The organism is Roseibium sp. MMSF_3412, assembly GCF_030733265.1.
Classification (GTDB): domain Bacteria; phylum Pseudomonadota; class Alphaproteobacteria; order Rhizobiales; family Stappiaceae; genus Roseibium.
On record NZ_JASHJI010000014.1, the window covers coordinates 133,062 to 153,198 of the forward strand.

Sequence of the window (20,137 nt, forward strand, 5' to 3'; positions counted from 1 at the left end):
CTCCTATTTGACCGCGCCGAATGTCAGGCCGCGTACGAGTTGTTTCTGGCTGAACCAACCAAGGATGAGGATCGGGGCGATCGCCATGGTCGAGGCGGCGCTCAGTTTTGCGTAGAACAGGCCTTCGGGGCTGGAATAACTTGCGATGAAGGCCGTGAGCGGCGCTGCTTTTGCCGCCGTCAGGTTCAATGTCCAGAAGGCTTCGTTCCATGCCAGGATGACGTTGAGCAGCAGCGTGGAGGCGATGCCGGGAATGGCCATCGGCGTCAGGATGTAGAGGATCTCCTCCTTCAGCGTCGCGCCGTCCATGCGGGCCGCTTCGAGGATCTCACCAGGGATTTCCTTGAAGTAGGTGTAGAGCATCCAGACGATGATCGGCAGATTGATCAGCATGAGCACGATCGTCAGGCCGATGCGGGTATCCAGGAGACCCAGTTCGATGAAGAGCAGGTAGATCGGATACAGCACTCCGACCGCCGGTAGCATCTTTGTCGACAGCATCCACATGAGGATGTCCTTGGTGCGCTTGGACGGCACGAAGGCCATGGACCAGGCCGCGGGAACCGCGATGATGAGGCCAAGGATCGTGGATCCGCCGGCGATGATGACCGAGTTCCACAGGAAGCGCATGTAGTCGGAGCGCTCCTGAACGACCGCATAGTTTTCCAGCGTCCAGTCGAAGAACAGGAACAGGGGCGGATCGTTGATAGCCTGGGCCTCAGTCTTGAAACTGGTCAGGATGGTCCAGAGGATCGGGAAGAAGATCAGCAAACCGATTGCCCATGCGGCGACCGTGTTTATCGTCTTCCGGCGGGTGGTTACAGCACGTGCCATGTCGATCCCTCCTCAGGTGTCCAGGTTCTTGCCGACGATGCGCATCAGGAAGATGGCAACGATGTTGGCCAGGATGATTGCGTAGACGCCGCCAGCGGATCCGAGACCGACATTCTGGCTTTCCAGAACGCGCTGGTAGATCAGATAGGTCAGGGTTCGCGTGCCGAACGCGCCACTGGTGGTGACGAAGATTTCCGCAAAGATCGCGAGCAGGAAGATCGTCTGTATGAGAAGCACGATCGTGATGGCGCGCGACAGATGCGGCAGGGTGATGTAGGCGAAGCGGGAGAGCGGCGGTGCGCCGTCCATCTCGGCAGCCTCAAGCTGTTCGCTGTCGAGCGACTGGATCGCTGTCAGCAGGATCAGTGTCGCAAACGGCAGCCACTGCCACGAGACGATCAGGATGATCGAGAAGAGCGAGGCATCGCTCAGCCATTCGATCGGCTGTGCGCCGAAGGCTTTCCAGAGATGTGCGAACAGCCCGTTGACCGGATCCATGAACATGTTCTTCCAGACAAGGGCCGAAACCGTCGGCATCACGAAGAACGGTGCGATCACGAGGATCCGGACGACGCCCTGGCCCCACATCGGCTGATCGAGAAGGATCGAGAGCAGAATTCCGAAAACGATGGTGATTACAAGGACACCGCCGACAATGATCAAAGTGGTCTGGACGCTTGGCCAGAAGGCACTGGAAGACACGAAACGGACGTAGTTGTCGAAGCCGATCCATCCAAGATCGCCGCCACGCAGTGGCAGATACCGTTTGAACGAAAAGACCAGGGTCATCGTGAGGGGGATGAGCATCCAGCCGAGCAGTAGGATGACCGCGGGAGCCATCATGATGCGAGCGGCGGAGCGTGAATGCTGCGTAGCCATGGACACACCTTCTCTGTTGACGGCAGCAGTCTACCGTGGCGAGCGGAGCGATGGGATGTAGGGGCTTAAGAAAAAGGGAGGGCGGAATTGTCTTCCGCCCTCCCAAGTGGGGAGGAAAAACTTAGTAGCCGGCGGCTTCCATTTCCTCGGCGGTGTTCGCCTGAGCTTTCGACAGGGCTTCTTCCACGGTCTGCTGACCAGCGACCATTGCGGAGAATTCCTGTCCGGCAGCCGTGCCGATGCCTGCCCATTCCGGGATGGCGACATACTGGATGCCGACATAGGGGACCGGCTGAACGGTCGGGCTGTCAGGATTGGCGGCGTTGATGCTTTCCAGCGTCATCGCCGCAAACGGAACCTTCTGGTACTCCGGATTCTCGTAGAGCGAGGTCCGTGCGCCCGGAGGCACGTTGGCCCAGCCTTCCTTGGAAGCAACCAGCTCGATGTATTCCTTGGAGGTTGCCCATTCGATGAACTGCTTGGCAGCAGCTTCCTTCTGGGTACCGGCCGGAATTGCGAGCGCCCAGGCCCAGAGCCAGTTTGCGCGCTTGTCGACGCCTTCCTTGTTCGGCGCCAGCGCGAAGCCGACACTGTCTGCAACGCTGGAGTCTTTCGGGTTGGTCACGAAGGATGCCGCGACCGTCGCGTCGATCCACATGCCGCACTTGCCCTGCTGGAACAGCGCAAGGTTTTCATTGAAGCCGTTGGTCGATGCGCCCGGAGGCCCATAGTTGTTCAGAAGATCATTGTAGAACGTAACGGCAGCCTTCCACTCCGGCGTGTCGAGCTGAGGCTTCCAGTTCTCATCGAACCAGCGTGCACCGAACGAGTTGGCGACGGTGGTGATGAACGCCATGTTCTCACCCCAACCGGCCTTGCCGCGCAGGCAGACGCCGTAGATCTCGTTGTCCTTGTCGGTCATCGCCTTGGCAGCGGCTTCAACGTCGCTCCAGGTCGGTGCGTCCGGCATCGTCAGACCGGCTTTTTCCATCAGGTCCGTGCGATACATGATCATCGAGGATTCGCCGTAGAACGGAGCAGCATAAAGCGTCCCGTCATGGCTCAGACCGGCGCGCATGGCCGGCAGAATGTCGTCGGCATCGTAGCTTGCCGGCAGATCTGCCAGAGACACGAGCCATTCATTGGCAGCCCAGATCGGGGTCTCGTACATGCCGATCGTCAGGATATCGAACTGACCGCCTTTCGCGGCGATGTCCTGGGTGACGCGCTGGCGCAGCACGTTCTCTTCGAGCGTGACCCACTCGACCTCATGACCGGTTTTCTTGGTGAAGTCTTCCGTCAGGCCCTGCATGCGGATCATGTCGCCATTGTTCACGGTGGCGATGGTGATCGTGTCAGCAAAGGCGCTGGTGGCAGTAATCAAAGTCAGTGCGGTGACCGCACGTAATGCGTTCTTCAACGACATCCTATGTCCTCCCTGGCTTGGATGTTGCGAAGAGCCTGAGGGATAAATTGGCTGGCGTCAAGAAAAAATTTGCGCGCGTAAAATTTTAGGCGGACGCGCGTAGTATAAGTCTTGCTGCGAAAAGGGTTTCCTGGCGATCGCTGAATGTGCCGCCAGCCTCGATCAGCTCCATCAAGGTGCCGAAGGCGTGGTTTGCGACCGAGTCATAATCGTGCGCGGCCGTGGTCAAGGAAGGGCAGGTGAAGCGGGAAAACGGGTGATCGTCATGAGAGGCGACGCGCAGCGCGCAGCCTTCGCCGCGGCCAACCCGGAGCCCCTTTTCGTAGCAGGCCGACAGAAGCCCGATCGCGAGACGGTCGTTGCTGCACAGAACCGTGTCGGTCGGGAAACCGTGGACGTCAAGAATGCGCATGGCGCCCTCATGTCCGATTTCCTCAAACGCCCAGCCTTCACCATCGACCCGGACAACGTGCGGTTCATGGCCGAGCTTTTCCATGACGTCGATATAGGCAATCCGGCGTTTGTTGGCGTTCGGGTTCGCCGGCGTTTTCATTTCGAAGAAGCAGGGCGGTTCACCGGACCGTGTGAGATATTCCACGGTCTGGGAGACGAAACTGAAGTTATCCGACCCGACAAAGGCCTCGCCGATCCCGTCCAGATTACTGTCGAACAGCACTGTCGGGACATCCCTGCAGAACTTTTCGATCGAGCTGCGGTCAGAGGCGCGGCCAAGCGGTGCAAGCAGCACGCCGGCCGGTTTCAGGGAGCGCAGGCTGTTCAGAATATCGTTTTCAAGGGACTGCTGGCCGTGGGCACTGAAGAGGATCGGCCAATAGCCGGCATCCAGGCAGCGATGCTCTATGTTGCGCGCGATCTCCGCGAAGAACGGGTCGGCAAGATAGGGCACGACGATGCCGACATTCTTGGTCAGGCGGCGATTCTGGTTGATCGCGAATATGTTGGGGCGGAAGTCGTAACGTTCGAGCGCCTGCTCGATCCGCTCGCGTGTTGATTGCCTGACGCTTTCCGGGTCGTTGAAGTACTTCGAAACGGTCGGTCTTGAGATTCCGCTGACGGAAGCAAATTCTTCCATGTTCCTGATTTTGCGTTCCGTCATATGTCCGCCCTGACACTCCGCCCCGGATTTCTGTTTCCGGCTTACGGCCGACTGCATGGTCGGGTCACCTGAAACTTTCCGCGTGTAAAATTTTTTATTAACAGTGAAACTTTCCACGGGATTGGTCAAGTCACATCGCCCGGAAGCGGTGCGTTCGCCCCCGTTCCCCACGTAAATCGGCACGTTTACCTTGTCAGCGCGCTGATTGAACTTGCGGTTATCCGGTTTGATCTGACATGGATCTCGTGCGGTGATGCCCCGTTGATGAATTTGTCATTCCCATTGAAGCGCAGCCGAGGGCCGGAACCCAGTCGCCACTGGTTTCTCCGCACTGCATTAATCTTAGGCCACACGGAGTGCTGGTTCCCGGTCTTGCCGCTTGCGCGTCAAACCGGGACGACAAATCCGGGAGACAAGCCATTGTCTCGACTTGGTTCCGGACGGAATTCCGACGCTTTTTCCATGTCCTATGTTCGACAGTGTTTCCAGGCCGGACCGCAGAGGGCTTGACCATGGCATCGCACGACAGCGAAGGTCGGGTTTTCAGGGTAACCCTCACTCTCTCTCCGTCATTGCAGGATCAAGTCCATTCCTGGCCGGTTTATCAAAAAATGGGTCGCGTGGGGTGTGTTCACGCGTGCAGACTTGTCATCCCTGCTGAAGCGCAGCGGAAGGCAGGGAACCAGTAACCTCTTGTTTCTCCGTCTTCTTCCGACCGCCAGCGACATGGAGTACTGGATCCCGGTCTTGCCGCTTGCGCGTCAAACCGGGACGACAAATCCGGGAAACGAACCCGTATGCTGACCTTGCATGGGACGGAATTATGCCGCCTTGTCAGCGGTATATGTTCGACAGTGCGGTCCAAACCGGGCAGCAGTGGACCGCGCCGCGAAAAATGCGCGGCCGGCAGACGGCATTAAAAGCGGTCAACCGAACCAGCGTTTGAGCCAGCGTCGGAAGCCCGATGTGGCTGCAGTCGCATGTTTTTCCGCCCGGGCGCGTGCCTGCTCCGCGTTTTCGCCGACGTCATCCATGAAGCCGTCGATGTTTTCGACAACCGGGTCGATACGCCTGCGCTTGAAGGCCTGGACGACCCGGAAGACCATGTAGGCGATGGCTGCCAGCACAACAAAGAAGATGATGTTGAACCAGGGGATCAGGAACACGTTCGGTCCCGACACTTCCTGAATGCTGATGATATTCGGAAAAATCGTGAACAGCTGAATGCGCCAGCCGTAGTGGGTGACCGCAACCCAGACCTCTCCGTCCTTCTTCGCAAGATCCTGTGCCTGTGCTGTGACGTTGGAGCTGTTGAACTTCAGGTAGGGCGGCCAGCGCCACTCGGTGTCCTCATTGCGGTAGACCCTCGGCTCTCCGTTGGGCCATACGGCGTTGATGAACCGGACGTCGCGTGTCCAGTTCGGGTTCGTTCCCGCGTCTGGTGCCGCCCAGAAGAGCGACGACGATCCGATATCCATGCGCTTGACGTCCGTTCCAACAATGCGCACGACATCGCGGCCCGGGAGCGTGTAGTGCGCGAACAGGACGATGATGAGCACCAGAGGAATGCCGACGATCCATTTAATGTATGCCATCAGTCGTCGTCGTCCTCGTCGTCATCATCATCATCGTCGTCATCGTCGCGATATCTCGGAACGGCGCCCCAGGGGCCCATGCCCTTGCCGAAGCCGTAATCCGACGGATCGGTGTCTTCGTCCATGCCCGGTTCCGGGCCGAACAGTTCGGTCCGTGTTCCGACCTTGTCGACAACATATTCCTCGGCAAGGAACTGTGCTGCATACGTCTTTTTCGCCTCGCTCCAGCTCTGGTAGTGAGCATAGAACGCATCCTTGTGGCAGATAAAGAGCTGGCGGAAATCGAGGGGCGTCAACTGCGCCAGCAGCATGTTGACGAGCTGCTTGTCACCGTGGCCGGCGGATCGCAGCAGGTAGAAATAGGCCGGATCGTCATAGCTGAGACGGGGCGGTTTTCCTCCCTTCGCCAGGGCACGGACATAGCGTTCAAGAGCGTGATAGGCGTCGGGCAGGTCTTTGTGATGCCTGCGCTTCAGCGCCCGCAGGTCGCGCCGCGAAACATCGCTGAGATCCTCGCCGTTGTTCGCCGCCGTGTCGATGACGAGAAAATCGAGCTTCTGCCGCAAGATGCTTTCAGCACGTGCCTTGCCGGCACGGCTGATCGGTTCCGCCAACTTGTTGCGCGACAGAAAAGAAGCGATCTCGCGCCGGTCTTCAAGGGTCAGGACGTGTTTGACCGGCAGGTCGGCAACGATGTCGAGCTGTCTTGCCGAGATGCAGGCCGTTCTCTTGACGGAGCGGAAAATGTAAAGACCGCCGTAGTGGCTGGTATAGAAGTTGCCCTGTTCGAAGCTTTGCGGTTCAAGCGCAATCGGGGTGCGGATGATGTCGCCCGTGTGCTTTGACAGTTCAACCATCTCGGCAATCAGGACGTCGTCCCACCACCCGTCCGGTTCGCTCATGAACCGGTCGATCTTCTCGGTGAGTTCGTCGCCCGCCTCGACATGCCCGCCGACGGTGTCGGCTTCCACGTCGATCGAGCGGATATCGAACAGGTCGAGCGGGGAGGCGATCGAGAACACCGTGTTGACGAGTTCGCCAACGACCGCATCGCGGATGGACAGAGCGAACAGCTGATCTTCGTTCTCGTCGATGAAACGCCTGAGAATCGACCTGGATGTCGAAAAATGGGCATTGAGAAGCGGCGCGGTTTTCTGGGCGACATTCAGGAGAATGAACTGGCGATTGCATCCGTTCGGATTGAGATAAAGCGGATCGCCAAGCTCTTCGCCGATTTCGGGTGAGAAGCCCGATATGTCGATATGGAATTCCTGCAGGGCCGTCCGCTTGCCGGTCAGATGCTCCAGCGCACGATTGTAGCGGCTCACCATGGAGGGGGAGGTCACCTCCACGAGGTTGCCGTACATCAGCCCGTGTTTCACCAGCCTCATCATGTGCGTGACTGTTCCATGTAGCGTCGTTTCGCTTCTTCCATGCGCTGCATCTCGCGGACCGCGTTGTCGATCGCGACCTCGTCCGACTTGTCGGCGTAGCGGAATTCGCTGTCGGCGTAGCGGTTGATTTCCTGTATCACCATGTCGACCGTGATCGGCTGTGCCAGATCGGCGATCATGTTCTTCTTGGTCTCATAGGTCTTGAACAGGAACAGATCCGGGTTTTCCATCCATTCGTCCGGCAGCTCGAAATCCATCGCCCGGACCTTCACGGCGTCAGTGATGTTCTTGATCGCCCGTCCTGTGAAACGTTCGTCGGCTTCCTGGATCGCCTTCAGGTAGGCACCGATCTTTGCAATCGTGTCGAGATCGCCGATGCCGCTGCTGATTTTCTCAAAGACTTTGATGAGCGCCTCTTCCTTCGGCCTAGAATGGCTTTCATAGGAGGCAGCGACGGCCTTCTGGATCACCTGTGCCTCAAAGAGGTCGTGATCGCCAACAGGGATCGAATGGTTCTTGCCCATCAGCAGGTAGAGAATGTCGATATAGTCCTCGCGCGTCTGCGGACCGTCGACTAGGAACCTGGCGCCTGCGCGCTGGCGCAAGGCGTCATCCACGTTTTCCGGGTAGTTGGAAAACATGCCGAAGGTGCAGTTGCCGCGCACGACCGTGTTGGCGCCGGCGAAGCTTTCCATCAGCACCGCCGTGATCTCCAGCTGCCCGGCGGAGGACTGCCGGTCGCCGCGTTTTCCCGCAAGCTGATCGATGTCGTCGATCGTGCCGAAGCCGATGACATTCGGGTCGGTCACGTTCCTGATGAAGGACTTCGCGTTCTGCGCTGACTTGCCCTGATAGCTGTCGATGCTGTCCGTCGACAGGTTCTGATAGCGGAAGGCATATCCGGCGTTGGTGCAGTAGTCGTTGATCAGGCCCGCCATCATCTGGATAAGCGTGGTCTTGCCGGTGCCCGGTTTGCCGTCGCCCATGAAGGTGAAGATGAAGCCGCCGAGTTCGGCAAACGGGTTGAGCTTGCGCTCGAAGTCGTAAGCCATCAGCATCTTGGCAAGCTTCATTGCCTGATACTTGGCGATGTGATTGCCGACGACCTCTTCCGGCTTCTTGAAGGCCATGGCAAGGCTCGTGGACCGGGCTCGGGCGGCCGGCGTGAAGCCGGTGATTTCGAAATTGTCGGCCTCCACCCGATAGCGCGCTTCAGAGAAGGCGTGTAGCAATTCCACGCCTTCGGCCCGGAGCGTGACCTTCTCCATCAGCTGTTCGCAATAGGACATGATCAGGCTGACCAGCTGTGCGTCGGTCTCGATGGCGGCAGAGGCGATTTCCTGGTCGAGCTCCCAGAGCGCGCCGTGCAGAGCGAACTGGTCGTTGTCGAGAAGGATTTCCTCCACCTCGCCACACTGGATCTCGCCCGCCTCCGTGTCGGCTGCAATGCCAGACAGCAGGAAGTCCGTCATGTTGGCGAAGACATGCAGCGAAATCAGAGCCGATGCCGAAAGAAGCTGCTGGAAACGATCTTTCTGGGTTGCGTCCAGCGTCCCGGCGAGATTTGCCCGCTTGAGGTCGGAGAGGCCGGTCTGCTCGGCATACTGGTCCGACATTACCTGGGCAACGGACAAGGCCCGGCGCAGTGCGCGCAGGACACTTGCCTGCAACGGTGTCGTCAGCGCGTCGTCATCGCTTTCCAGAACGCGCTCGGCAAGCTGCACGCCTTCGGGCCGGGCGGTGGAGCGCGTGACCAGGCCGGGTGTCGTGGAGCGGAAACGCCGCCGTGTGCCGAGACCCGGCGAGCGTTCGCGGACAACATCCGGTTCCCGCTTCGCGGCAATGCGCGGTGTGTGGTCGAATCCCGAGATCAACGCTTCTGCAACAGCATATTTCTCGAGGATCTTGTCTTCCTTCAGTTCCATAAGGTCGTTGGAAACGGTCACGATGGAAACCTATTTGTAGCTGAGAATTTTACCGCTTGGACTGACGGCGTATTTGCGAATCTGGCCGAAACCCGGCGGGTTAAGCTCTTCCAGAACCTGGTAGGGGCGCTGGGGGAGAATGAGTGAACGGCGCCTGCTGGTGTGTCCTGCCGCGTCCTGTGTACCATCTCCACCGGCTGCAAACGGATCCAGGTCGTAGACCTGGCGTTCGACAGAGGAAAAGAAGCCGGTGGATTCCACTTCTGTACCGGAGGCGATCAGCGTTTCGGTGGTCCAGGCGAGCGCCCAGTCCTCACCCGGTTTCTGGCCCGCCTGCGCCAGAACGTCCCGAAGCGGACCTGATTGCTGCGTGAATGTATGGCTGTACATCGGCCCGACATAAAAACGACGCAGCCTTTTGGGGTGCAGATCGTCGAAGTCGTGATCGAAACCACGCGCGATCGTCAGGAGTTTCAGGCCTGCCGAGGACTGGGACGTCAAATGTCCCTGAACCCGCGGCCAGCGCCGCTCGTCCTTTGCCAGCGGGCGTCTGCCGCTGTCCTCCAGATCCATGACGTAAATCAGCGGTATGTTCTGCTGACTGTCGTAGACGCCCCAGTGAACACGGTACTTCCGTCGCTTCTCGCTGACGTTTCCTGTCCAGGTTATCCTCGGATCATTTCTGGCCCAGAACAGCGGGGCACCGGTCAGTTGCTCGTAATACTGGCGCTCGGAAGCGGCGTACTGGAGATTGACGGGCGACGACTGTTCCCGAAGGATATGGTTCACCATCGCGATCTTGAGATCGCGCATGGAGGACAAGGACCTGAGATGGTTGTCCGCCTGCATGGCGTCATTGGCCATCTCCAGCAGCTCCTGGTAGATCGGAAAGCCGCTGTCCTGGCGGTCAATGCTCAGGAGATTGGGCAACTTGTCCGAAACACGGCCCGCGAGCAGGTACTTGTAGGACAGCGCCGTAAAAGTGCCTGCCAGCGCCCGGAGGTATTCCTGCAGGATCGGGATTTCGGAATAGAGCGCCGTGTCCTCAGACACGATGCTGTCCGCGACACCCTGTACGTGCGAGATGATGCGCTCGAACTTGGCGAAGTAGCGCCGTGTTTCATGCGCTTCTTCCAGGGTTCTGTGATCGAGGGTCAGATCCAACGTTCAGCCCTCAGGCTCCGTAGGCGTTCTTGTCGTGCTTGTCGACAATCTGCTGGAAGCGGCGGGCAAAGCGCTCATCAGATTTCGCTTTTTCTTCCAGCACCTTGCGCGCAAAAACCATGTGGTCTTCGTGAGCTTCCATCATGTCGGCCATGCGCTGGTTCGTTGCCGAACCGATAGCTGCCATCGCGGATTGCGCTTCCTTGTCCGTGGCCACGCCGATCTCGTTGATCTTGTGAGCGACGTCCTGCTGCTGCGCGGTCTTGAGCGATTTGACAAGCGCGTCATAAAGCACGACGCGCTGTTTGGTGTCCGTCTGCAGCTTGTTGATCAGGACCATCTGGGTTGCCGCCTGGTTCTGCAGGCTGTCGACCCAGGTCTTGCCTTTTTCGATGTAGCGCTCAAGCGTCTGGCTTTCGGCAAGTTTGACCTGTTCTACCTGTGCGAGCCTGTTGTATTCGGAGTTCAGCTCCGCAAGCTCGGATTCAAGCTTGGTACGCGCTGCCGCATCGGTTTCGACCGAAATCTTGTTCTCAAGGGCGATGATCTTCGGATCCATCGCCACGAGTTCCTTTTTGATGCTTTCAAGACCGGCGACGGTCTGTTCACGCTGGCCAAGCGTTTCACTGAGATTGCCTTCAACGCGCTTGCTGTGTTCGTTCAGCGTGTTGAGCTGGTCCTGCAGCAGCTGGCCGATCACGTTCGACTTGGAAATCAGGTCCTGCAGCTTGTCGTCGATGCTGGCGCTGCGCATGCGTTCCTGGCGAATGCTGTCGGAGCGCGCCTTTGAGAAGATGCCGATGAAACTCTCCCAGCCGGTTTTCGAGCGCATGGCGTCGAAGTCCTTGGAAAAGTTCGCCGTCACATCGTCAAGACCCATGATGAGCTCGGCTATATTGGCGCCCATCAGCTCCGTGTGAGCATGCACATCGTCCAGCGTCGCATTCTCGATGTCGATTGAAATATCCTCGCCGGAGTCGAGCTTGGATCTTGCCGTTTCGATCTTGGAAGTCAGTTCGCTGATTTTTGCCTGAGCTGCAGCAACTTCCTGTTTGGACTTTTCAATTTGCGCGCTGAAATCCGCCATGTGCCCCTTCCCGAATATCAATCAATCATGCGTTACTTATGTAGCGACTGTTTATAGAAATACAATTACAAAGCACAACTCAAACTCTGCAACCATGAGAAGAAACAGTTAACTTCAAGCTTCAGCCTATACTTTGTCCGGAAAAGACACGTTCCGACCGAAACACTACTGTTTCTGCCGGTTTCGAGGGTCAAGCGCTCCGGAAAAGACCTTGATCATAACGAGATACATTGCGGCTCCGATCCCGGCGCTGATAAGCCAGTCGAAACCCTTCAGGATTTCCAGCGAGGGCAGCCAGACAGCCGAAACGGAAAAGATGGACGAGACAAAAAGGGCGGCGATCGCCACCAGGTTAAATCCGTTTTGAAAATGATAGGCACCGGTCCTGGCGCCATCGTACAGATCTTTCACCACAAGGGTCCGCTTTTTCACCAGATAGTAGTCGGCCACCATGATGCCGTATGCAGGTGCGAGGAATGCGCCAAGCGTGTTCACGAACTTGCTGATCCCAAAGACAGAAATGAACGGAACCCAGGCGGCGCTGACGCAAAAGGCGGCCGCTGCCGCGATGATGCCGCCGCGGCGAAAACTTATCCGCGCGGGCCAGAGATTGCTGAGGTCATTGGCGGGAGGCACATAGTTGGCGACGACGTTGATACCCACGGTGGCAACAAAGAAGGTAAGCGAGGCCACGATGGTCAGAACATCATTGTCGATCCTGGCAATGATCGCTGTCGGATCGGTGAGGTGTTCCCCGAACAAGGCTATCGTGCCGGCGGAGATGAGCAGAGACAAAAGGGCGAAAAGGGTGATATTGACCGGCAATCCGAGCAGATTGCCCAGTCTCATGTCCCTTTGTGTGTGCACGTAGCGCGAAAAGTCGCCGTAGTTCAATATGATCGCGGCGTAGAACGCGATCATCGTCCCGACCACCGCGAAGAAATCTGATATCTGAGCGCCGATTGTCTGCTTGTGACCTTTGAGGACGATGCCGACTTGCTCTGGAAGGGATGTCCCGGTTTTTACCCATATCATGACGAGCAACGTCACCATGACCGCGTAGACAGCCGGCCCGGCCCAATTCAGAAAGACGCGGATCCACTCAATGCCTTTCCAGAATAGCGCGACTTGCAGGACGCAGACCAGCCCAAGGGCAAGCCATGCCAGGGGTGTCAGCCCCAGAAACGTCTCCTTTGAGCCCTCGCCGAAGTAGACTGTCAGCATCAGCAGAACCGCGGTCGAGCCAACGTAGCTTTGCGCACCGTACCAGAAGATCGCCACGATCCCGCGCATAAGTGCTGGAATGTTCGCGCCGTAAACGCCCATGCTCGCACGAGCCAGTACCGGATAGGGAATCCCGTAACGCACGCTGGGTTCGCCGGCCAGGTTGATCAGCATCATGATCACGAAACCTGACAATACGATCGCTGCGAAGACAGCCCATCCATTCAATCCGTAACTGAAAAAAAACGAGGCTGCCAGGGTGTATCCAAGCAGGCTCTGGGAGGCATTGCACCATGTGTTGAAGATCGCAAACCATCCCCAGCTTCGAGAAGACACCGCAACAGGCGCCAGGTCCTTGTTGTAAAGCCGAAGATCGGTTTCAGACTCGCTACGCATGTTCAACCGCGATCCCTTGCAGAAACATATTGGCCGAGATGCCGCGACGGTTGTGAACGGATCCAAGCGACCACGGGCTGTTTATTCCTATCCGGGCTTGCCGGAAAAAAATGCAATCACATTGTGACGCGAAAAGGCAAGTGTTCGCGGAAGATGGTCTGGATCAGGTCCGATACCCAACGACGGAAAACCGTGCCAGCCGGGCCGGAAAGCAGCATCGCACCAGCCTTGCTGAGGTGAAGTGAAGCCGGCAACCCGGTTTCGGGGAATATGGGGTGTTGACCCCATACCGCGCAAAGATGTCTTGAGCCACCTTTCCCGTGTCGGTCAATCGACACATGCCCGCGGGCAAGACACCGCACAGGAAAGGAAGGTCCAGGACAAAGCCTGATCAAACAGCACCTTGCACACCCGGGTCCGCTTCGGTGGCCGGGATGTGACTTGCAATGGAGTGCGGCACACGTGCTGTGCCGGTATCGCCAAAAACCATGGTGTTCATGGGCTGGGGGGCGGTGCATCCGTCAATTCTGTTTTCTCCATTCAACCGGCGGCAGGACGGCGCTTCACGCCGCAAGTTCTCGTCCGCCCGAGGAACTGCTCCCATGACACGTAACAGACATCTCCCCAGAGCCGTCCTGATCGGTTCGGCATCGCTCATCACGCTGGCACTGGTCGCACTGGCCGCGCAATCGGTCGATGTAAACGAATTTTTCGCCGAACGGACCAAACCGGCCGTGAACCTGCAAGAACGGGCAGACTTGGCCCAGCCGGAACGCTCTCGCGCCGAAACTGCCACGGAACTTAACGATAGCGAAAACAGGATACCTGCGCCTGCGCCCGCTCAAGCATCCAAGCCTGCGGAGATCAGGACGCTTTTCGCTCAACCAAACGGGAAGTTGTCGACGCAAGGTTTTTCCGGCCAGGGCAACGTTCGCATGAGCCAACAGGCCACCGTTGCGCACGAAGCGCCCGGTCAACAGGCGTTGCTCGCTCATGATCCGTCCCGCCCCGTTCTTCAACAGTCCGGCCGGGAACGGTTTGCAAGCGCGGAAACGAATCCTCTCAAACAGGTTGCCGAAAACCCTGTTTCAACGTTCTCGATCGACGTCGACACGGCGTCGTACTCTTTCGTCAGGGCCAGTTTGAACGGTGGCCGCCTGCCGAACCAGGACGCGGTTCGCGTCGAGGAAATGATCAACTACTTCAGTTACGACTACGCGGTTCCCGAGAGCCGGGAAATCCCGTTCGAGACGAGCGTATCCGTCGTGGAGACACCCTGGAACGAACATACCAGGCTGATGCAGATCGGTATTCAGGGCTACAAGGTTCCCTTGACCGATCTGCCACCGCAAAACCTGGTTTTTCTGATCGATACCTCCGGCTCCATGGCGGACGCCAACAAGCTGCCGCTGCTGCAACAGTCCTTCCGCCTGCTGTTGTCATCCCTGCGGGACGAGGACGAGGTCGCGATCGTCACCTATGCTGGAAGCGCGGGCGTGCTGCTGGAGCCGACAAAGGCCTCCAACAAATCGCTCATCCTGCAAAAGATCAATGCGCTGACCTCACGCGGCTCGACGGCTGGTCATGAAGGCTTGAAAGGTGCCTATGCGCTTGCGGAACAGATGAGTGGAGACGGCGAGCAAACACGCGTCATCCTTGCCACGGACGGCGATTTCAATGTCGGGCTTGCCGACACAAAGAGCCTGAAACGCTATATTTCCGAACAACGCAAGAAGGGAACGGCGCTGTCAGTGCTCGGCTTCGGTCGCGGCAACTACAATGACGAATTGATGCAGGCGCTCGCACAGAACGGTCAGGGTGTCGCCGCCTATATCGATACGCTCTCCGAAGCCCGCAAGGTGCTGGTTGATCAGGTGGTCAGTTCCATCTCGATGATTGCGCAGGACGTGAAAATCCAGGTCGAGTTCAACCCGGCGACCGTCAGCGAATACCGGCTGATCGGTTATGAAACCCGGGCCCTGAACACGGAGGACTTCAGGAACGACAAGGTCGATGCCGGCGACATCGGGGCGGGGCATCGGGTCACCGCGCTTTACGAGGTCACACCGGTCGGGTCGCCAGCGCAAAAATTCGCGGACCGGCGCTACGGCAACGATGTGCCTTCGGCAAAGCCCGCTTCCCAGTCCTTCGAGGGCGAGCTTGCCTTTGTGAAACTGCGCTACAAGGCCCCGGGAGCCGACAAAAGCAAGCTTGTGACGACGCCGGTCATGACCGACACGCGGGACATCCCGGAAGCGGAAACGCTTTTTGCCGCATCGGTCGCGGGCTTCGGTCAGTTGCTCAAGGGCAGCGACTATCTGGAAGACTGGACCTACGGCGATGTCGAGCAACTGGCCCGGGCCAACCGCGGGTCCGACCCGTTCGGTTACCGGTCCGAATTCCTCAGCCTCGTCCGGCTCGCGGATGTTGCGCAACGCTGAAAAGTCACGTGAAATCCTGTCCGGCGGGTCATTCGATCCGCCGGATCGATTGTTGGCGGTTTACTGGTCCCGCAGCCAGTCCAGGGTCACCTGGGTGCCGTCCTCACCGTTGAGATCCAGCCTGTTGGAGACGATCAGCGACAGCGCACCGATGTCGTTTGTCTTCCAGAGGTAAAGCGTGTGCCGCGTCGGCTCGAACCGTGCGCAGGCCGAGGAGCCGATATCCGCCACGTAGCGCGGCGGTCCCTCCCGGCGGATGTCAAAGGCCTTGGCACCGTTGGCTTCCTCCGGGTTATTCAGGCAAATCGTTACAAGGCGGGCGTTCACTTCTTCCGACAGGACCGGCTGCGGTTCGGCACCCTTCTGAGGTGCCGCGCGGACCGTGTTGGCATAGGCCCTGCTCGCCGCTTCCAGATCGCTTGAAGGTGCCAGTCCCGATACATCCGGTGTGGCACTGTCGAAAAGGGCGGACGACGTTTGTGCCGCAACGGAATTCTGCCGCGCGCGTTCAGGTGCGGGTTTGGGCTGCGGCACAGTTGGCTGGTCGGCTGCCTCCGGCGCGCCAAGGATACCGGCAGGTGGTGCCACCGCAAATGTCCTGATGGGCTTTGAAGGCGTTTCTTCCGCGCGTTTTGCCAACTCGGTGCGGCGCGTTGCCGGAGCCTTCGCCATCTGTTCGTCGGCCGCTTCCTCTTTCAAAGCCTCCGGGGCAGTTGCCGGGCTGATCACGGGAACGGCCTCGCTGACCGTGGTTGCGAGCGCGCGGGCTTCGCCAAGAGGCGCGGTCGGTACGCCTCCCATCTGGAAGCGGATGAGGTCGTTGTCACCGCTTTCCAGGAAAGTCGGTTTGGGTGCCTCCTGTGCGAGAGCAATACATGCGGAAACGAACACCACAAGGCTTCCGGCCAGAAAAGCTGGAGAAAAGTATCCGGTCGATTGGGAGCCTTGGTCGGACATCAGGCGGACTGCCGTTCTTCTCACGTTGATTTCAGGTAGTGCTGAGCGGCACCATAAACTAGTCAGGCGCGCCAAGATAACGGGTATTTGTCCATCCGGACACCTGGCCCCACCGCACCTGGCACCAGTTGCCCTCGCAGATGTCGAAGAGTTCGACCGAGCAATTGCCGCTTGCAAGCGCGCCGACAACACGGTGGCGCGTGCCGGGCCCCGCACGCAGATTGAGAGTGTCGTCACCGGCGACTTTCACGCACATTGCCGGTCCGGCTGGTGACACATCCGGTGCCAGAATGCGTTCATTGGCAGGCGTACTGCCGCAATAGCCGTCGATAATCTGTCCGCGTGCGCAAAGCGGCTTTACCGACATGGCCGCAAGTTCCCAGCGGTCATCCGGGAGGGGGATGATGAACCCGCGATAATGCTCGCCATAGAGGCTGTCATCGAGATAGCCCGTCAGCACGATATTGACGAGATAGCCGCCATCCTCCTTGCGGATGCCGAGTTGAATGCCGCCGTTGCCCTCGTCCCGTTCCGGGTGGCCTTTCAGAAAGGGCAGGACGACATCGATCATGTCGTCGGCGATGGCGACGCCGGGCGCAACCTTGATGTCGCGAAAGCCGTCGCCGTCATCAGCCACCGCTTCTCGCGTCAACAGGAAGGCAAAGAGCAGTGCGCTGAGGCCAACGCCGCCTGCAAACAACAAGCTGTTCGGGTTCGTGCGCAGCATGGTGATTGTCCTTTGTCCGTTGGTTTCATCCATGATCCCGTGTTCCGGCTGCCAGAACCATGGGGTCGATGCCCCAGTCTCCGATCCGGGGTCACAGCTCCCTGGACGGGTCGATCAGACCTTCCTTGAGCGCCCGGGCGATGAGTTGCGGAACGGAATGGACCTTCAGTTTCTGCATCAGGCTGGTGCGGTGCTTGTCGACGGTCTTGATGCTGATGCCGAACCCTTCTGCGATTTCCTTGTTCGATCTGCCGGCAAGGATCATGTTCAGCGTCTGGCGTTCCCGGTCGGTCAGAACCGGCGGTTTCGGTGTTTCCTGAAGAATTTGAAGGAAATACTCGGATATGTGCCGCTGGCCGCGCATAATGCCGGGGAGTTTCTCGTAAAACTCCGTGTTGTCGGACGCCTTGGAGAACAGGCCGTCGACACCCGCCTCCACGAGGTCGGAGACCAGCCCGACGGCCGAAATGCCGGTCAGCACGACCACCCGGGTCTCTTTCGACCAGCGCCGTGCTTCCACAAGAACCTCAACGCCCCCGGCCATGGGCATGGACACGTCCAGCAGCAGCAGATCGGGCCTGTGCCTGCGAACTTCAGCGATTGCGCTGAGGCCGTCCCCCACCTCGGCGACGACACGAATGCCGTCCGGTTCGATCAATCCGGGTTTTTCAAGAGCATCTTTAAGTCCGGCCCGAACAATTGCATGATCATCCGCGATGATGGCGTTGTATTTTTGTTCGTTCACGGCCCAATATCCTTTTTGAAACACGGATAACCCTGACATGCCTTTTGGGAAATGACCAGTTCGCTCCGCATTGTTTTGTCACTGTTTTTTGCTCTCGCCACCCTGGTCGGCGTGCGCGCGGAGACCGTTTTTCTTGCGCCGGGACAAGGTGTTGCAGACCTCAAGGAACAACTCACCTATTTCAGTGATCCGTCGAAATCGCTCGGCGATATCCTGAAGCTTTACCGCGAGGGCGCGTTCGGTCCGGATCTGCAGACAACCATGCTTGAATGGAACTATGCGCCGGAGGCGTGGGCGGGTGTGGAGGTCTTCAACGATACGATCGATGACGGCCGTGGTGCCGACCCGTTGGTGCTCGTGGTCGACCTTCCACTCGTCAGCGAAGTCGATGTCTACCTGATCCGGGAGAGCGGATTTACCGAAGCACTGATCGACTATTCCATTTTCGAGCCGTTCGTTGCGGATGACCACTCCGTGACCCGATTGCGGACGCCGGTTTTCGAGATCGCGCCGCAGGAGAGGGCGACCCTCCTGGTCAACTTCAAATTCGGTCCGTTCCAGTCGTTCCGGATGGCGCTCGAAACCCCTTCGGAACTGGAAGCCTCCGCCTTTGCCTCGGGGATCACCCACACGGCGTTTTACGCATTCTGCATTTCCAGCCTGGTGTTCTTCTTCGGCTTTCACCTGGCGATGAAGAACGGGATCGGAATGCTCTATGCCGTTCAGTTCACCGTCGGTCTTGCCCTGATTGCCTATATCGATGGTCTTTGGTTCCGCTTCTTCTATCCCGGCCGGCCGGACCTTCAGTCCGCGATCGGTTTCTTCCTCCTCTATGCGCTGTCCGGAACGGGCTTTCTCATTTCCGGGCGCTCTGTCAGAGGAGAGGACGGGGAAACACGCCTGTCCTTGGGGCTCTCCGCTCTCAGTCTCCTGTCGGTCGCCGGGTTCATCGTCTCGCTCTACTCGCCTGGCCCTTATTCGGCGCTGTTCAGCTACGTGCTTCTTGTTCTGATGTTTGTCGCGATGGTTGTTTCAAGCGGCGTCTGGCGCAGGAACCATGGAAAGATCCATCTGGCCGGCACTCTGGTCGCGGTGCTCGGACTTGTGCTCGGCGCCGCGCTTGTCGTGTTGCTGGTGGCGGGAAGCCGGGCGGAGATCATCCCGGTATCCACAGCCGTGAAAGGCGTTTTCTCGGTTCTTCTCGTGGCGACGATGACCGGGCTCACCGCGCATATCATCAATCTGCGCCGGCAGCATTCAAAGGCTGTTCGGGCGGAAATGTCCGCTCTCGAAGCGGAAGCGCGGCGCAGCCAGGAACTGCTTGTCGCCGAACGCAACTACTCGCGTGCCCGCGAACTTGCCAGCCTGCGGCAAAGACAGCTGGCGACCGCGTCGCACGACCTGAAGCAGCCGATCATGTCCTTGCGCATGAATGTCGACAGCCTGGCCGCCGACATGGAACCGGAGGTCAGAAGCCGTCTCAAGGAAGCCTTCGACTATATCGAGGCGCTCTCCAACGACTATCTTCGCCAGACCACACCGGGTGAGGGTTCGGCACCGTTCGGTGAAGACGCGGAGGACATCGCAGACACGGGAGGCGGGCGCGGCGATCCGGCCGCCGAAGCCGAAGCGGAAGTCTACGAACTGTCGCTCGTCCTCGACACGGTCTACCAGATGTTCCGGGAAGAGGCCGTTTCCAAAGGCATCGAGTTCAGGCGGGTCCTGTCGAGCAAAAGCGTTTCTGTTCCGCCCCTGATCATCATGCGGATTGTCAGCAATCTTGTTTCAAACGCGGTCAAATACACCGATGAAGGAAAGGTGCTGTTCGGCGTCCTGTCGCGTGGGGACCAGCTCAAGCTGTGTGTGCTTGATACCGGTGCCGGCATGAGCGCGGAGGAAATCGCCGACTTCGCAGAAGCCTATCGCAAGGGTGCGCAATCCGACGGTCACGGCCTCGGGCTTTCGGTCTGCTATGAGCTTGCCCGGGAAAACGGAATGGAGCTTTCCTGCGCATCGAAACGGGATGAAGGCACAGTTTTCGTGCTGACCATCCCTGTGTTGGAGCATCTTGAAGCCGCGTGAGGCGTTCCTAACAAGCCGAAAACCGGATGCATGCATGCGCTCGGCCGCGCGCATCCGGCATCTCTCTTAAACGGTACCTCCGAGGGATCCTTCGAGTTGCGCCATTTCCTGTCCTCCGGCCATGAGGTCCTGGAGCTGTTCGGG

At 58.7% G+C, this 20,137-nt stretch carries 15 protein-coding genes; 2 read left to right on the plus strand and 13 right to left on the minus strand.

The features are described from left to right. Nucleotides 1-3 precede the first annotated feature (3 nt). From RBB49_RS21445 to RBB49_RS21490, 10 genes are all read right to left on the minus strand, one after another. Nucleotides 4-834: a carbohydrate ABC transporter permease gene (locus RBB49_RS21445; protein WP_306144942.1), complete on the minus strand. Its 831-nt coding sequence runs from the start codon at nt 832-834 to the stop codon at nt 4-6. 12 nt (nt 835-846) lie between these two features. After that, complete coding sequence (locus RBB49_RS21450; RefSeq protein ID WP_306144943.1) at nt 847-1,713, minus strand: carbohydrate ABC transporter permease; 867 nt, start codon at nt 1,711-1,713, stop codon at nt 847-849. 121 nt (nt 1,714-1,834) lie between these two features. Continuing rightward, nucleotides 1,835-3,139: a sugar ABC transporter substrate-binding protein gene (locus tag RBB49_RS21455; RefSeq protein WP_306144944.1), complete on the minus strand. Its 1,305-nt coding sequence runs from the start codon at nt 3,137-3,139 to the stop codon at nt 1,835-1,837. Between the two features lie 85 nt (nt 3,140-3,224). Further along, the gene (locus RBB49_RS21460) at nt 3,225-4,256 is read right to left on the minus strand and encodes a LacI family DNA-binding transcriptional regulator (protein ID WP_306144945.1); all 1,032 of its coding nucleotides are present in this window, start codon (nt 4,254-4,256) and stop codon (nt 3,225-3,227) included. Nucleotides 4,257-5,182: 926 nt separating this feature from the next. Next, nucleotides 5,183-5,851: a DUF1523 family protein gene (locus RBB49_RS21465; protein ID WP_306144946.1), complete on the minus strand. Its 669-nt coding sequence runs from the start codon at nt 5,849-5,851 to the stop codon at nt 5,183-5,185. Next, complete coding sequence (locus tag RBB49_RS21470) at nt 5,851-7,245, minus strand: DUF6638 family protein (protein WP_306144947.1); 1,395 nt, start codon at nt 7,243-7,245, stop codon at nt 5,851-5,853. Before RBB49_RS21470 ends, RBB49_RS21465 begins: the two co-directional genes overlap by 1 nt. Then, nucleotides 7,242-9,191 carry an ATP-binding protein gene (locus tag RBB49_RS21475; protein ID WP_306144948.1) on the minus strand — a complete coding sequence of 650 codons (1,950 nt, stop codon included), beginning with the start codon at nt 9,189-9,191 and terminating at the stop codon, nt 7,242-7,244. The genes RBB49_RS21470 and RBB49_RS21475 overlap by 4 nt, the downstream gene beginning before the upstream one ends. A gap of 9 nt (nt 9,192-9,200) precedes the next feature. Beyond that, the gene (locus RBB49_RS21480) at nt 9,201-10,334 is read right to left on the minus strand and encodes a hypothetical protein (protein WP_306144949.1); all 1,134 of its coding nucleotides are present in this window, start codon (nt 10,332-10,334) and stop codon (nt 9,201-9,203) included. Between the two features lie 10 nt (nt 10,335-10,344). Continuing rightward, on the minus strand, nt 10,345-11,421 hold the full coding sequence (locus RBB49_RS21485) for a hypothetical protein (protein WP_306144950.1): 1,077 nt from the start codon (nt 11,419-11,421) through the stop codon (nt 10,345-10,347). A gap of 165 nt (nt 11,422-11,586) precedes the next feature. Further along, entirely contained in the window at nt 11,587-13,041 is a 1,455-nt protein-coding gene (locus tag RBB49_RS21490; protein ID WP_306144951.1) for an NCS1 family nucleobase:cation symporter-1, read from the minus strand. A gap of 602 nt (nt 13,042-13,643) precedes the next feature. Between RBB49_RS21490 and RBB49_RS21495 the strand changes: the two genes are divergently transcribed. Continuing rightward, entirely contained in the window at nt 13,644-15,482 is a 1,839-nt protein-coding gene (locus RBB49_RS21495) for a VWA domain-containing protein (RefSeq protein WP_306144952.1), read from the plus strand. Nucleotides 15,483-15,542: 60 nt separating this feature from the next. On the opposite strand, the gene RBB49_RS21500 is transcribed toward RBB49_RS21495, so the two are convergent. The 3 genes from RBB49_RS21500 to RBB49_RS21510 are packed head-to-tail and all read right to left on the minus strand — an operon-like array spanning nt 15,543 to nt 17,911. Continuing rightward, nucleotides 15,543-16,439 (minus strand): hypothetical protein, encoded by an 897-nt coding sequence (locus RBB49_RS21500; protein WP_306144953.1) that lies wholly within the window; start codon nt 16,437-16,439, stop codon nt 15,543-15,545. 58 nt (nt 16,440-16,497) lie between these two features. Further along, nucleotides 16,498-17,199 carry an SH3 domain-containing protein gene (locus tag RBB49_RS21505; RefSeq protein WP_306144954.1) on the minus strand — a complete coding sequence of 234 codons (702 nt, stop codon included), beginning with the start codon at nt 17,197-17,199 and terminating at the stop codon, nt 16,498-16,500. Between the two features lie 58 nt (nt 17,200-17,257). Further along, on the minus strand, nt 17,258-17,911 hold the full coding sequence (locus tag RBB49_RS21510; RefSeq protein ID WP_306144955.1) for a response regulator transcription factor: 654 nt from the start codon (nt 17,909-17,911) through the stop codon (nt 17,258-17,260). Between the two features lie 51 nt (nt 17,912-17,962). On the opposite strand from RBB49_RS21510, the gene RBB49_RS21515 reads away from it, so the two are divergent. Next, entirely contained in the window at nt 17,963-19,993 is a 2,031-nt protein-coding gene (locus tag RBB49_RS21515) for a HAMP domain-containing sensor histidine kinase (protein WP_306144956.1), read from the plus strand. Nucleotides 19,994-20,137 lie beyond the last annotated feature (144 nt).